This window comes from Aeromonas sp. DNP9 (assembly GCF_001728955.1).
In the GTDB taxonomy this organism is placed as follows: domain Bacteria; phylum Pseudomonadota; class Gammaproteobacteria; order Enterobacterales; family Aeromonadaceae; genus Aeromonas; species Aeromonas veronii.
Genome location: NZ_LYSQ01000002.1, coordinates 192,503 through 205,219, shown reverse-complemented (window position 1 = coordinate 205,219; position 12,717 = coordinate 192,503). Strand labels below are relative to the sequence as shown.

The 12,717-nt window shown below is 60.4% G+C and carries 14 protein-coding genes; 7 read left to right on the top strand and 7 right to left on the bottom strand.

Annotated elements, in window-relative coordinates; translation table 11 throughout:
- Positions 1-194: 194 nt before the first annotated feature.
- From A9G06_RS02040 to A9G06_RS02030, 3 genes are all read left to right on the top strand, one after another.
- Positions 195-1,358: an FAD-dependent monooxygenase gene (locus A9G06_RS02040; RefSeq protein ID WP_069554112.1), complete on the top strand. Its 1,164-nt coding sequence runs from the start codon at positions 195-197 to the stop codon at positions 1,356-1,358.
- A gap of 49 nt (positions 1,359-1,407) precedes the next feature.
- A complete protein-coding gene (locus A9G06_RS02035; protein WP_069554111.1) occupies positions 1,408-1,974 on the top strand; it encodes a cysteine hydrolase family protein in 567 nt (188 codons plus the stop codon).
- A gap of 132 nt (positions 1,975-2,106) precedes the next feature.
- On the top strand, positions 2,107-3,045 hold the full coding sequence (locus tag A9G06_RS02030) for a GGDEF domain-containing protein (RefSeq protein ID WP_069554110.1): 939 nt from the start codon (positions 2,107-2,109) through the stop codon (positions 3,043-3,045).
- A gap of 94 nt (positions 3,046-3,139) precedes the next feature.
- Here the strand turns inward: A9G06_RS02030 and A9G06_RS02025 are convergent, their stop codons facing one another.
- The gene (locus A9G06_RS02025; protein WP_069554109.1) at positions 3,140-4,048 is read right to left on the bottom strand and encodes a LysR family transcriptional regulator; all 909 of its coding nucleotides are present in this window, start codon (positions 4,046-4,048) and stop codon (positions 3,140-3,142) included.
- Positions 4,049-4,164: 116 nt separating this feature from the next.
- On the opposite strand from A9G06_RS02025, the gene A9G06_RS02020 reads away from it, so the two are divergent.
- Entirely contained in the window at positions 4,165-4,410 is a 246-nt protein-coding gene (locus tag A9G06_RS02020; RefSeq protein ID WP_064340815.1) for a hypothetical protein, read from the top strand.
- A gap of 8 nt (positions 4,411-4,418) precedes the next feature.
- Positions 4,419-5,069 (top strand): HAD-IA family hydrolase, encoded by a 651-nt coding sequence (locus A9G06_RS02015; RefSeq protein ID WP_069554108.1) that lies wholly within the window; start codon positions 4,419-4,421, stop codon positions 5,067-5,069.
- A gap of 113 nt (positions 5,070-5,182) precedes the next feature.
- Here A9G06_RS02015 and A9G06_RS02010 read toward each other — a convergent pair whose 3' ends face one another.
- Positions 5,183-5,785 carry a nitroreductase family protein gene (locus tag A9G06_RS02010; protein ID WP_069554107.1) on the bottom strand — a complete coding sequence of 201 codons (603 nt, stop codon included), beginning with the start codon at positions 5,783-5,785 and terminating at the stop codon, positions 5,183-5,185.
- Positions 5,786-6,272: 487 nt separating this feature from the next.
- Here A9G06_RS02010 and A9G06_RS02005 point away from each other — a divergent pair, with 487 nt between their 5' ends.
- A complete protein-coding gene (locus A9G06_RS02005) occupies positions 6,273-6,749 on the top strand; it encodes a YMGG-like glycine zipper-containing protein (protein ID WP_042061095.1) in 477 nt (158 codons plus the stop codon).
- A 96-nt stretch (positions 6,750-6,845) separates the two neighbouring features.
- On the opposite strand, the gene A9G06_RS02000 is transcribed toward A9G06_RS02005, so the two are convergent.
- The 5 genes from A9G06_RS02000 to A9G06_RS01980 all read right to left on the bottom strand — a co-directional run bounded on the left by A9G06_RS02000 (position 6,846) and on the right by A9G06_RS01980 (position 11,805).
- On the bottom strand, positions 6,846-7,802 hold the full coding sequence (locus A9G06_RS02000; protein ID WP_069554106.1) for a D-2-hydroxyacid dehydrogenase: 957 nt from the start codon (positions 7,800-7,802) through the stop codon (positions 6,846-6,848).
- A 143-nt stretch (positions 7,803-7,945) separates the two neighbouring features.
- Positions 7,946-8,710, bottom strand: coding sequence for a DUF3530 family protein (locus A9G06_RS01995; protein WP_069554105.1), 765 nt, complete (start codon positions 8,708-8,710; stop codon positions 7,946-7,948).
- A gap of 134 nt (positions 8,711-8,844) precedes the next feature.
- On the bottom strand, positions 8,845-9,411 hold the full coding sequence (gene efp / locus A9G06_RS01990; RefSeq protein ID WP_005335100.1) for an elongation factor P: 567 nt from the start codon (positions 9,409-9,411) through the stop codon (positions 8,845-8,847).
- Between the two features lie 45 nt (positions 9,412-9,456).
- A complete protein-coding gene (gene earP, locus A9G06_RS01985; protein WP_069554104.1) occupies positions 9,457-10,665 on the bottom strand; it encodes an elongation factor P maturation arginine rhamnosyltransferase EarP in 1,209 nt (402 codons plus the stop codon).
- Between the two features lie 96 nt (positions 10,666-10,761).
- A complete protein-coding gene (locus A9G06_RS01980) occupies positions 10,762-11,805 on the bottom strand; it encodes a GMP reductase (protein ID WP_069554103.1) in 1,044 nt (347 codons plus the stop codon).
- 381 nt (positions 11,806-12,186) lie between these two features.
- Between A9G06_RS01980 and A9G06_RS01975 the strand changes: the two genes are divergently transcribed.
- Positions 12,187-12,681 (top strand): RimK/LysX family protein, encoded by a 495-nt coding sequence (locus A9G06_RS01975; protein ID WP_081990717.1) that lies wholly within the window; start codon positions 12,187-12,189, stop codon positions 12,679-12,681.
- Positions 12,682-12,717 lie beyond the last annotated feature (36 nt).

Genomic DNA, 12,717 nt, shown 5'->3' with positions numbered 1-12,717 from the left:
GCCTAGCTAATATCCAGCTGGCAATGGTGCTCACCCGATACCTGTTGCCAGCAAGCTCAATAAGCTTTCTCCTTGATTTGACGCAGCAATTCCCCGTTTGTCTCACTGTTTATCAGCCGCCCTTGCGCTATCATGCTGCCATCCGGTTCACGTCCGGGCGCTGTCGCCGGACGCACCCTTTCAGGAATAAATGTATGGAACAGTGTGATATCGCCATCGTCGGCGCCGGCATGGTGGGCGCCGCCACCGCCTGTCTGCTGGCGGCTCAGGGCCTCTCGGTGAGGGTCATCGAGACCCAACTGCCGGAGCATTACGCACGGTCGCAGCCGCTGGATCTGCGGGTCTCCGCCATCAGTCAGGCCTCGGTGGCGCTGCTGGAGCAGGCCGGTGCCTGGCACCATCTGCAGCAGATGAGGCTCTGCCCCTATCGCCGGCTGGAGACCTGGGAGCTGGACGGCTTTGCCACCCGCTTCAATGCCGCCGATCTCGGTCTGCCCCAGCTCGGCTACATCATCGAAAACCGGCTGGTGCAGCTGGCCCTGCTCAAACGGATGGAGGATTTTCCCACCATCCAGACCCACACCCCGGCGGCGGTGACCAGCCTGCGCCAGAGTGCGGATGAAGCTGTGCTGACTCTGGACGACGGCACCGAGCTGGCGGCCCGCTGGGTGCTGGCTTGCGATGGTGCTGAATCTCACACCCGCAAGCTGGCGGGTATCGGCGTATCGCGCTTCGAGTACCGCCAGCACTGCATGCTGATCAATATCGACACCGACTTTGCGCAGGAAGATATCACCTGGCAGCAGTTCACCCCGAGTGGCCCGCGCGCCTTCCTGCCACTACTAGGTCAGCACGGCTCTCTGGTGTGGTATGACAGCCCGGCCCGGATCCGGGCGCTGGCAGCCATGAGCAACGAGGCGCTCGCCGCCGAAGTGCGCCGCCACTTCCCGAGTCGGCTCGGCGGGTTCACCGTCACCGGCAAGGGGAGCTTCCCGCTGGTGCGCCGCCACGCCAACGACTATCACGCCGGTCGGGTGGTGTTGCTTGGCGATGCTGCCCACACCATCAACCCGCTGGCGGGGCAGGGGGTCAACCTTGGCTTCAAGGATGTGGCCTGCTGGGCTGATCTGCTGCAAGGAGCTGGCGCCGACTGGCATCAGCTGGAGCTGGCCGAGCGTTACGAGCGACGCCGTCGCCCCGACAACCTGCTGATGCAGTCGGGAATGGATCTCTTCTACGGGGTGTTCAGCAACGAGATTGGCCCCCTCAAGCTGGCCCGCAATCTGGCCCTCAATCTGGCGGACAAGGCGGGCCCATTGAAGGAGATGGCGCTGCGCTATGCACTGGGGCTGGTTTGACAGGTCGGAACCAGATAGCACGGGCTGAATGCGCGAAGGAGCAAAGGTGATGAACAAGGCACTGCTGGTGATCGATTTTATCAACGATATTGCCCATCCCGACGGGCGCATTGCCGCCTCCGCAGCCCATGTGCTGGAGCAGGATGCCATCGCGCATGCCAATCAGGCGCTGGCCCATGCCCGCGCCAACGACTGGCTGGTGGTGCTGATCAAGGTGGGCTTTGACGGCGGCTATCAGCTGCAACCCAAGGGGTCTCCCATGTTTGGTCGTGCTCACCAGTTCGGCGCGCTGTCGCTTACCGACCCGGGCACCGACTTTCACCCGGATCTGGATGTGCAACCCGGTGATCTGGTGCTGGCCAAGCCCAGGGTCAGCCCCTTCTATGGCACGGCGCTGGAGCCTGCGCTGCGGGCCAATCACATCGACCACCTCTATCTGTGCGGGGTGAGCACCAGCTGGGCCATTCAGGCGGCAGCGCGGGATGGTCACGATCGCGACTACGCCATCACCATTCTGGAGGATGCCTGCGCCGCCGCAGATGCCACCGAGCATCACACCTCACTGCGGATGCTGGGTCGCATCGCCGAGATCATCAAGGTGTCCCAGCTGGCCTGAAACCTTGCCGGATGATGTTCGATGGTGAAATTTGGTCTCAGTTGGCTAAGTGGGAACGGGGTGCTTTACTCTACCTGCTGACCTAATTGTTAATAGCTGGCGAGACGCCACTTTTGCCACAGGATGGCCACCATGATTGATAACATGCCGGGGGGGATGCGTCGCTTTGCCGAGCGAGCTCAGGATCTGGTTGCATTGCTGGATTCACTGGAAGACCAGATATCGGTGATAGATCGGGATGGCGTGATCCATTACACCAATCTCGCCTGGGATCTGTTTGCCGAGCAAAACGGCATGCCCAAGGGATATAACTGGATTGGGGTCAATTATATGGGGGCTTGTGACGCTGAATCCGAGCCCTCGGGATTGGCTGCTGTGGAGGGGATCCTCCGGGTTATCCGTCATCAGCAGGAGAAGTTCTATCTGGAATACCCCTGCCACAGCCCCGACACCCAGCGCTGGTTTATGATGCGAGTAGCGCCGGTACCCGGGCTTGATGCCGAGTATTTTTCCATCGCCCATATCAATATCACCGAGCGCAAGCTGCTGGAGCTGGAAGTTGCCAGCCTCTCCCAACATGATCCTCTGACCGGACTGGCCAATCGGCGGCTGTTCAACAGCTTTTTGCATAACGAGTGGCGGCGCAGCATGCGTGAACATACCCCGCTCTCCCTCATCATGCTGGATCTGGATAACTTCAAGGCGTGCAATGACCATCTTGGTCATCAGATGGGGGATGGCTCCCTCCAGCTGGTGGGCCATCTTCTGCAATCCTTTTGCCAGCGTCCGGCGGATCTGCCCTGCCGTTTTGGTGGTGACGAGTTTGCCCTGATCCTCGGCAATACCGATCGAGATGCGGCTCAGCGGATTGGAGAGGAGATCCGCCAGGCCATCAACGATCTCGACATCGTGGTGGCAAATAATATTCAGCTTAGCGCCAGCATTGGCATTGCCACCTACACGGCAGAGCAACTGCTGGAGGGAGAAGGGGCGTTGCTGGCCGCGGCCGATGCGGCGCTTTATTGCGCCAAGGGGTCGGGTAAAAACCGTAGTCACTGCGCCAGCTGTTGAGCCGCATTGCCGCTTTTGTCCTGCATGCGCCCCCTTGATGGGGGCGCACTGTTTTTTGACTGGTCACGGTGTTAGCCACCAGCGAGCGTTGGTTTCAGCGTTCTGGCGTGGCCGACACCGGCAGGGGATAGCTGGCGATCACCTGCCTGACGAAGTGATCCCGGATGGGGTCGGCAAAGTCCGGATTCCATACCATGCTGACCTCCCACTCGGAGCTGGGGCCTGAGAGGGGATAGAGGGTGACATCGGGCCCTGCGATAAAGCTGACGCTGCGTGGCAGGATGGCGTTGCCTATGCCAGCCGCGACCAACGCCACCAGCGTCTGGATATCCTCGGCCTCCTGGACCATGCCGGTCAGCCGGTTGGCGCCGAGAAAGCTGGCGATCTGCTGGCTGAGGCCGGGGCAGCGATGGCCCACCATCTGCAGCAGCGGCTGGCTGGTCAATGCCTGCTGGAGATCAAACGCAGCCGGATCTGGCAAGGTCATCCGGGTTGGCACCGCCAGCACCAGCCGGTCGATCAGCAGTCTGTGCTCCTGCAACTGGGGCATCTGAGGTCTGCGCATAAAGCCAAGCTGCAACTGGCCGGAGAGCAGCTGCTCCTGCTGGATGGCAGAGGGCATGTCCTGCAGATGCACCATCACATCAGGCACCTGCTGCTTGAAGCGGGCGACCAGCGAGGGGGCCAGCGCAAAGCTCGACAAACCAAAGCCAATCTTGAGCCGACCGGCTACCCCGCTCGCTACCGCCAGCGCATGGCTCTCGAACTCCCGCCCGTGTTCGACCAGCGCACTCGCCTGGGTCAATAGCTGGGCACCGACGGCAGTCAGTTCGGCGCCGTGGCGGCCGCGATTGAACAGGGTGCTGCCGAGGGTCTGCTCCAATCCCTGGATCTGCTTGGTGAGGGCGGGCTGGGTAATAAAGAGGCGATTGGCCGCTTCCCCGTAGTTGGCGGTGTCGGCCAGCGTCACAAACGCCTGCAGTTGCCTCAAGTCGAATTTCATTCCAATTGGTTATCCAAAGTGGCGATTTATTGATTATAAATTATCTAATCGCCTTGTTCTAATGGCTCGGCAAGGGGGGAATCGCCCTCCTCTGAACCGGAACAAGGAGCCATATCATGTCTACCCAACGTTATCTTTTTTTGATCAAGGGCACGCTGGTGCTGGCCCAGCCATTGGCGGCCCCGGAGACGGGGGAGCTGCTCGCCAGCCTGCTGCAACAGGGTTTTGTGGTCGGCCCCTTGCAAGTGTGGGCTGGCAGTACCGAGCAGGCACTCGCCTGTTATGAGCGTGCCGCCCAGCAGCAGGCCTTTGCCGATGCGCTCTCTGGCTCTCTGCCCGAGCTGGCCGGGGTGCCTGTATGAGTGCTGGCATGAACACGATCACCCTGTCGGTATCCGCCCTGCTGCTCGATATGGATGGCACCCTGGTCTGCTCGACCGGCGATGTGGAGAAGGTGTGGCGGTTCTGGTGCCAGCATCATCAGCTTGCCCCAGAGCCGGTGTTGGCTATGTGCCACGGTATGCGCTCACGTGAGGTGATCCGGGCGTTGGCCCCGCAGCTGGATGTGGAGCGGGAGGAGGCGCGGCTCGACGAGCTGGAGATGCTGCATACCGGCGGCGACGCCATCGCAGGAGCTGGCGAGTTGCTGCGCCACTTGCCGCCAGAGCTTTGGGCCATCGTGACCTCCGCCAGTGAGCAGGTTGCCCGTCACCGCCTGAATTGTGCCGGTTTGCCGCTGCCGGCTGTGCTCGTGGGGGCCGAAGCTGTGATCAATGGCAAGCCCGATCCCGAGCCCTATCTGCTGGGGGCTGAACGGCTTGGCGTCTCGCCCGATCGTTGCTTGGTGTTCGAGGATGCCCCGGCCGGTATCGAGAGCGCCCTACGTGCAGGTTGCACCGTGGTTGAGGTAGGGGGCGATGCGCCGCTCAATCCGGCGGTGGTGGCGGTGATCCGCGACTGGTGCGAGGTGAAGATTGAGTTGGGGGAAGGCGAATCCCTGCTGGTGATGCTGCTCACCTGAGTGGTGGATAGAGCGTATTACGACCGCAGATTGCAGTATGAACCATCGCTATCTGCACTCTATGTTGCAATAAAAACGCCCCCGAGATGCGGGGGCGTTTTGCTATCTGACTGTTATTTGAAGACGCGGAAACGGGTGGCGTCGTCGATAAAGGTCTTCTCTCCTGCCGGTTGCTTGATGCTGCCAAAGGGCATCTGGGCGCGCAGCAACCAGCTGGCGGGCAGGTTCCACTCCTTGCGTACCGCCTCGTCGATCAGCGGGTTGTAGTGCTGCAGGGAGGCACCGACCTTCTCCTGCGCCAGCGTCGTCCAGACCGCAAACTGGGCGATGCCGGTGGCATGTTCCGACCAGATGGGGAAGTTGTCGGCGTAGAGGGCGAATTTTTGCTGCAGATCCTTGATGACGTCGGTGTCTTCGAAGAACAGCACGGTACCGAAGCCTGCGCGGAAGCTGCCATCTACCTTGGCCTCACTCTGGGCGTAGGCTTCCGGCGGCACAATCTTTTTCAGCTCGGCTTTGACGATATCCCACAGCTTGTGGTGCTGGACGCCAAACAGGATGACGGCACGGGAGCTCTGGGAGTTGAAGGAGGAGGGGCTGTGTCTGATGGCATCCTGGATCAGGGCCGTCAGCTGCTCCTGCGTATGGGAGACCTGGTCACCCAGGGCATAGATGGTACGACGTGCTTTGATCTGCTCGATAAACGGACTGCTCATAACATCTCCTTTGCTTGATAGTCACCGGGCGCCAGCCTTGTGGCCAGCCATCCCCTGTTGTTCAAGCTATAGACTATACCACCCGATTATCTTCCGGGCGTTTACATGCAGTGGTGACACTTTCAACTGAGGGTTAACACCTCGCACATAGGCAATCCTGTTGCTCCCCAGTGAACGGGGTTGAGGCGCGCTGAACTGCCAGCCCAGCTGAGATTGCGCCACCCAACCCTGTGCAGGTGACAGGAGCTGTCCGATCGCCAGTAGTTGGGGTGGGGCTGCGACAGCCTCCCACCCCTGCCGAGGGACACGCCATACCTGTGAAATAAAAAATTTCTTGTGGTTATTCAAGAGATTGAATTCGGGCTTGCCGGTGACGCCTATTGCAGGGTTTCAAGTGAAAATCTACTTGCCGCTAGTCACCCACTGGTTTGCTGCCTGCCGGTTTGTATAGTGCAGAGGAAATTAATCAGATTTGACAGGAGTACCCATGGAGATGAATTCGCGTGCTCTTCGCGCACTGGCACTGCTGGGCGCCTTGCTGGCTGGCAGCACGACCGTGCACGCCTCCGAGACCCTCAATACCATTTTGGGTGGCGGCGCAGGTGGTGTGGCGGGCACCATGATCGGCAAGGAGCTGGGTGGCGATACCGGTGCGCTGGTGGGGGCTGCGTTGGGCGGAGCTGCCGGTGGGGCTGCGACGGCCAACAAGGGCAACAAGAATGAAGCGGCCCTTGGCGGCGCGGTGGGGGCGCTGGGCGGTGCCGCCATCGGCAAGAGTGTCGGTGGTGATACCGGTCAGCTGATCGGCGCCGGGGTCGGCGGGGCGAGCGGTTCGGCCATCGGTGCAAAGACCGGCGATGGCCACCAGAGTCAGGATCGCTATTACGATGATGATGACCACCATCACAAGCACCACAAAAAGCACAAGAAGCATAAGAAGCACAGATGGCATGACGACGATTGATGCGTGTGCAGTGAGTGCGGAAGATGCAAAACGGGACCTGTTGGTCCCGTTTTGCATGGTGTGGTCACTCGATTTTACGGTTACTCGCTCGTGCGGTTACACCAGCCGGTGCTGGCGGCGACCGGCGGCAAAGGCGTTGATGTTGTCGATCAGCTGATCGGCGAGACGCTGCATCGACTCCTCGCTGGCCCACGCTACATGCGGGGTGAGGATGAAGTGGGGGTATTGCAGCGCCTTCATCAGGGGATGGTCGGGGGGCGGGGGCTCGACGCTCGCCACATCGAAGCCGGCACCGCCGAGGCTGCCGTTGGCCAGCGCCCGCAGCAGCGCCTCTTCATCCACCAGACCGCCACGGCCGACGTTGATCAGCAGGGCGCCCGGTTTCATCAAGCCCAGCTCCCGCTCGCCAATCAGGTTGCGGGTATAGGGGGTGAGCGGGCAGTGCAGGCTGATCACATCCGAGCTTTGCAGCAGCTCGTCGAGCGGCAGGCGATCTTCGTCGTGGCTGCCACCGATCTGGCTCTGGGCGTAACGTACCGTCATCCCCATTCCCTTGGCCCGCTCGCCGAGCGCCTGACCCAGGGTTCCCTTGCCGATGATGCCAAGCTGCTTGCCGTGGAGATCCATGATGTTGTGGTCGAAGAAGCAGAACTGGCCGCTCTGTTGCCAGCGCCCCTCCAGCAACGACTGGCGCCAGCAGAAGAGGTTGCGCGACAGGGCCAGCATCAGCGCCATGGCATGTTCCGGCACCGAGGGGCCCGAGTAGTTGCGGATGTTGCACACCCCGACGTTGGCGGCGCGGCACGCCTCCAGATCCACGTTGTCGCTGCCGGTGGCGGCCAAGGCGATGAGTTTGAGCTCCGGCAGCTGGGCCAGTTCGGCGGCGCCGATCCGTACTTTGTTGATGATGGCGATGCTGGCATCTTTGAGCCGCTCCACCACCTGTTCCGGGGCAGTGCAGGGATAGCTCTGCCAGTGGTGTGGGAAGTCGGGGTGATGCAGGGTGATGCCCGCATCCAGGGTATCGCTGTCGAGAAACACAATCTGCTGCATGGGCCTTCCTGCCATTGTTCAGGTTCGAGAGGCCATGATGCCAAAGAGGATGCAGTCAGGGCCAGCCTGCCGCTGTGTCATGGCTGGGCTTTATCCGGCAGATGTGAGCTTGCGCGCTTTATTGCGCCACGGTAGCGGCCGGTTTAGAGCCAGCCCAGATGGTTGAGCCAGCCCTGAATGCGGGTGGGGGTCTCCTCCAGCTCCATCAGGGCGTAGGGGCGATAGTTGAGCTTGTTGCTGCGCCGGCTCTCGCTTCTGCGGGCCTCGGCGGCCAGCAGGGGCCAGCGACCGCCATCCTCCTGATAGAGATCCAGGGTGGGGATGGCCGCCTGAGCCACCTGTTTGGCCAGGGTCTGGTTGCTCTGCTGATTGGGGAAGAAGCCATCGAGCAGCACCAGCGCGTCGGGGGCGGGCAACTGTTCGCTGGCGATAAGGTTGGCAGTCCAGGCGGCGCCGGTACCTTGCGCCAGGATCAGCTTGAAGCCCCCCTCCTGCAGCTTGGCATCCGCCAGCTTGCTGATCCGCTCGGCAAACTGTTTGCGAAATGTATCGCTGTTTTTCGCTTTTTTTTCGGCGGCAGGGTCCAGTTCGGTCTGTTGGGGGGAGGGGAGCAGCAGCAGAGTATCAAAGCCCAGTCGGCCGAGGGCGCGAGTCAGTTGCCACAGCTGGCCGCTGCGCTGCCAGTCGGGCAGTAAAATGGCGAGCCCCAGATAGTTTTCACTGTCATGTTTGGCAAACAGCACCGTCTGCTTGTCGATTTGGGTGGCATCGGGCATCCCTTTCCAGTCGCTCGCTTGCCAGTGGTCGAGGGGTATTGGCTCGGCAACGGGGGGCGCGACCTCGCTCGCCTGCGCGACATGGCCAGCCAGCATGGTCAATAACAGCAGTGATAAGGATAATCTGGCCATAGTGTGCTCCCCCGGTTATCTGGGTTAGCGGCGGCGGCGGGATTTTCTGAAGGCGGGTGGTGTGATGACAACTCGGAGGCAATAAAAAAGCGAGCCGTTGGCTCGCTTTTTTGCAATCAATTCAAAGCGGTCAATTAGTTGACGCGACGCTTGAATTCACCGGTGCGGGTATCGATTTCGATCTTGTCACCGATCTCTACGAAAGCGGCAACAGCCAGCTCGTAGGTAGTGCCTTTCAGACGGGCAGGCTTGGTCACTTTACCGGAGGTGTCGCCACGGGCAGCCGGTTCGGTGTACTCAACTTCGCGCACGATGGTGGTCGGCAGTTCTACGGAGATGGCTTTCTCGTTGTAGAAAGTCACTTCACACAGATCTTCCATGCCGTCTACCAGGTAGTTCAGCACGTCACCCAGGTTGTCTTTCTCTACGTCGTACTGGTTGTACTCGGTGTCCATAAAGACATACAGGGGGTCGGAGAAGTAGGAGTAGGTGCACTCTTTACGCTCCAGCTGAACAACGTCCAGCTTGTCGTCGGCCTTGAAGACAGTCTCGGTGGCGCTGCCGTTCAGCAGGCCTTTCAGCTTCATTTTGACCACGGCGGAGTTACGGCCGGATTTGTTGAATTCAGCCTTCTGGACCACCATCGGCTCGGTGCCGATCATGACTACGTTACCAGCGCGGATTTCCTGAGCGGTTTTCATGTAAAAAATTCCTGTTCGTGAAACGGACGGATAAAAACTGCCAGATTATATACGGCTTTCCAGAAATTTCACCAACCTCGTGACGAGATCCCCATCCCGGAGCAGCTTCTGTGACCAGAGTCGCCCATGTTGCTGCCAAATCGCGCTGTATTGCGGCCATTGGGCCCAGAGTGCGCGGCAATCTTCACCACGGTTGAGAGCCAGATTGAAGCGGCGCAGCCATTGGGCGCAATCGGCAGGCAGATCAGCAAGATAGTGGTCGAGGAACTGCTCCAGCTTGACCAGATGGGCCTCCTCCTCCTGTTGGTAGATATGCCAGAGGAAAGGACGAACTGCCCACTGGGCCCGCACGAAGGAGTCCTCCCCGCGCACCAGATTGAGATCGCAGCTCCACAGCAATCGATCGTAACCGGCCTGATCGGTCATCGGCAGCAGCTTGATGGTGAGGTTGCCCGCGTGGAGCAGATCCCCCGCTTGGGCGGTGGTGATGGCATCTGCCAGACCGGCACCGGTGAGCACATCGTTGAGAGAGCGCCCCAGCGGCAGCAGCAGGGTGACGGGCGTGGCACTCTGGCACCAGCTCTCGACCAGACTTTGCAGCGCATCGCTCTCGTAGGTAAAGAGGCTGACCCGTAGCTCGTGCTCTTGTTTTGGCGGCAAACCGAGACTGGCCCAGTAGGCTGCCAGTCCCGCTTCATCCTGCTGCCACTCTTCCCGTTCGGCGATGAGGTCGTGCTCGCACAAAAGGCCGCCGGTTTTAGCGGTAAAGCCCGGGAAGAAGAAGTATTTGTTGAGGCTTTTATTGCCAACCCGCTGGGGCGAGGCGAGGCCGTGGCAATCCTCGACCCAGCTCTCCGCCGAGAGGTACTCCAGATTGATCCAGCATGGGGGGCTGGGTTGGCTCGCCATCTGCTCGGCCATTCGCTCAATGAAGGGGACGGGCAGCTCGCAGGCAAAGGCCTCGATCACCACTCTGGCCGGGGTCATGTCAGCCGGCAGGGACTCATGCCAGTGCTGGATATAGATGCCATCGACCCACTGACCATCCTGCGCCGGGTCGAGCCCGGGACAGATGCGGGCGAAACTTGCCAGATCGTCCACCCAGAGCCGCACCTGAACCTCATTGCCATGTGCCGCAATATTCCCCTCCCGTTTTAGCTGGCGGGCAAGTCGCCAGGTGACGCCGATGTCACCGAAGTTGTCGACGACGCAGCAGAAGATGTCCCAGTCAAACGGGGGCAGGGGAGTGGTCATGGCTCGGGATCCCAGATGCAAAAAAACCGGTGCGCAGGGTAGCACACCGGTTGACTGGCTTCTAACCGTCAGCGCGTGACGGCGGTCTGTGGCAGGTTACTCCTTGCCGTAGACGTTGTTCTCTTGCTCGCGTACCCGGATGAAGGTGGTGCGTTTGGTCAACTCTTTCAGCTGGCTGGCGCCAACGTAGGTACAGGTGGAGCGCACGCCGCCCAGAATGTCGCGCACGGCGTTCTCGACCGGGCCGCGGTAGGGCAGCAGCACGGTTTTACCCTCGGAGGCGCGGTATTCGGCGACGCCACCAGCGTGCTTGTCCATGGCGCTGGAGGAGCTCATGCCGTAGAACTTCATGAAGGGCTCACCGTCTACATCGACGATCTCGCCACCGCACTCTTCGTGGGCTGCCAGCATGCCGCCCAGCATCACGAAGTCGGCGCCGCCGCCGAATGCTTTGGCGACGTCGCCCGGGCAGGTGCAGCCGCCGTCACCGACGATCTGGCCGCCGAGGCCGTGGGCCGCATCGGCACACTCGATGATGGCGGAGAGCTGCGGATAACCGACGCCGGTCTTGACGCGAGTGGTACAGACGGAGCCCGGGCCGATGCCGACCTTGACGATGTCGGCGCCGGAGAGGATCAGCTCTTCGACCATCTCGCCGGTCACCACGTTGCCCGCCAGAATGACGTGGTTGGGGCAGGCTTCACGAATTTTGCGCACGAATTCGACGAAGTGTTCGGAGTAGCCGTTGGCCACGTCGACACAGATGAAGCGCAGCGCTTCGGACATGGCGAGGATCTGGCGGGTCTTGGCGAAATCTTCAGCCGAGGTGCCGGTGGAGACCATCACATGGCCCAGCAGCGTCGGGTCGGTCTCGTTGACGAAAGCTTGCCACTGCTCAAGGCTGTAGTGCTTGTGTACCGCGGTCATCATCTCGAAACCGGCCAGCGTGCGCGCCATGGCGAAGCTGCCGACGGTATCCATGTTGGCGGCGATAACGGGTACGCCTTGCCATTGGGTCTGAGTGTGTTTGAAGGTGAACTGACGGGTCAGGCTTACTTGGGAACGGCTCTTGAGAGTAGAGCGCTTGGGGCGGAACAGGACATCCTTGAAACCGAGCTTCAAGTCTTCTTCGATACGCATTACAAATTCCTTATTGAGCCTTGTTGAAAGTCACTTTTGCAGTGGCAAATTTTCGGCAGGCGCAAAAAAACCGGTGGTTTTCAGGCCCTCCGGTTTACAACAGTGTAGGCAAAAATCCCTTCAGAACAAGACTGATAATTCGCTCATTGTTGTGGTAGCCTTTGGCGTCACAACCTGAGGTTAACCACCAGTTTCATCCAGCACCGTTCGGTGCCTTGCTCTCCTTCGATATTCCCGCTCGCTTGGGCCGCCGTTCGGCCACTCTTTGTCGTCTCTCTCCTGACCCGCCAGATATTATCCAAGTAGCTGAAATAAATCGGATTGACCCACAATGGGACTGTGGTAGATCTGGGCGCAGGATTGACAAGGCTGGGCAGTAAAATGGGCAAGATGATGGTGGGGATCACCCTGATGCTGGCACTGTGTGGCAGTGCGCTGGCAGAGACCCCGACCAGCTATGGCTGGATCGAGAAGGGGCTTATTTTGCCCACCGGCGTGGCGGTGAAGATGAAACTCGACACCGGGGCACTCACCTCTTCCCTCGATGCACGCTCCATCACCAGATTCAAACGGGATGGTAAACCCTGGGTGCGCTTCATGCTGGTGGTAACTGATGCCGACAGCGGCAAACTGGTCAAGCAGCAGTTCGAACGGCGGGTCGAGCGCAGCGTGACGGTGCGTGGGGCGGGTGGTATGGAGCAGCGGCCAACGGTGACCATGTCCATCTGTCTGGGGGACAAGGTGTATGAGGAGTGGTTTACCCTGCGGGATCGCAGCAAGATGATCTATCCGGTGCTGCTGGGCCGACGTCTGCTGGCGGAGCTGGGCCCGGTGGACTCCAGTCGAACCTTTACCGTGCAGCCAGATTGTCATTGAAAGTAAAGAGCCCGCATCGCGGGCTCTTTACTTATC

Excerpts from the sequence above, each read along its gene's own strand:
- A9G06_RS02040 (WP_069554112.1), top strand. The coding sequence starts at position 195 with ATGGAACAGTGTGATATCGCCATCGTCGGCGCCGGCATGGTGGGCGCC.
- efp (WP_005335100.1), bottom strand. The coding sequence starts at position 9,411 with ATGAAAACCGCTCAGGAAATCCGCGCTGGTAACGTAGTCATGATCGGC.
- A9G06_RS02000 (WP_069554106.1), bottom strand. The coding sequence starts at position 7,802 with ATGCAGCAGATTGTGTTTCTCGACAGCGATACCCTGGATGCGGGCATC.
- A9G06_RS01995 (WP_069554105.1), bottom strand. The coding sequence starts at position 8,710 with ATGGCCAGATTATCCTTATCACTGCTGTTATTGACCATGCTGGCTGGC.
- A9G06_RS02010 (WP_069554107.1), bottom strand. The coding sequence starts at position 5,785 with ATGAGCAGTCCGTTTATCGAGCAGATCAAAGCACGTCGTACCATCTAT.
- A9G06_RS02015 (WP_069554108.1), top strand. The coding sequence starts at position 4,419 with ATGAACACGATCACCCTGTCGGTATCCGCCCTGCTGCTCGATATGGAT.
- A9G06_RS01980 (WP_069554103.1), bottom strand. The coding sequence starts at position 11,805 with ATGCGTATCGAAGAAGACTTGAAGCTCGGTTTCAAGGATGTCCTGTTC.
- A9G06_RS02020 (WP_064340815.1), top strand. The coding sequence starts at position 4,165 with ATGTCTACCCAACGTTATCTTTTTTTGATCAAGGGCACGCTGGTGCTG.
- A9G06_RS02005 (WP_042061095.1), top strand. The coding sequence starts at position 6,273 with ATGGAGATGAATTCGCGTGCTCTTCGCGCACTGGCACTGCTGGGCGCC.
- A9G06_RS02025 (WP_069554109.1), bottom strand. The coding sequence starts at position 4,048 with ATGAAATTCGACTTGAGGCAACTGCAGGCGTTTGTGACGCTGGCCGAC.
- earP (WP_069554104.1), bottom strand. The coding sequence starts at position 10,665 with ATGACCACTCCCCTGCCCCCGTTTGACTGGGACATCTTCTGCTGCGTC.
- A9G06_RS01975 (WP_081990717.1), top strand. The coding sequence starts at position 12,187 with ATGGGCAAGATGATGGTGGGGATCACCCTGATGCTGGCACTGTGTGGC.
- A9G06_RS02035 (WP_069554111.1), top strand. The coding sequence starts at position 1,408 with ATGAACAAGGCACTGCTGGTGATCGATTTTATCAACGATATTGCCCAT.
- A9G06_RS02030 (WP_069554110.1), top strand. The coding sequence starts at position 2,107 with ATGATTGATAACATGCCGGGGGGGATGCGTCGCTTTGCCGAGCGAGCT.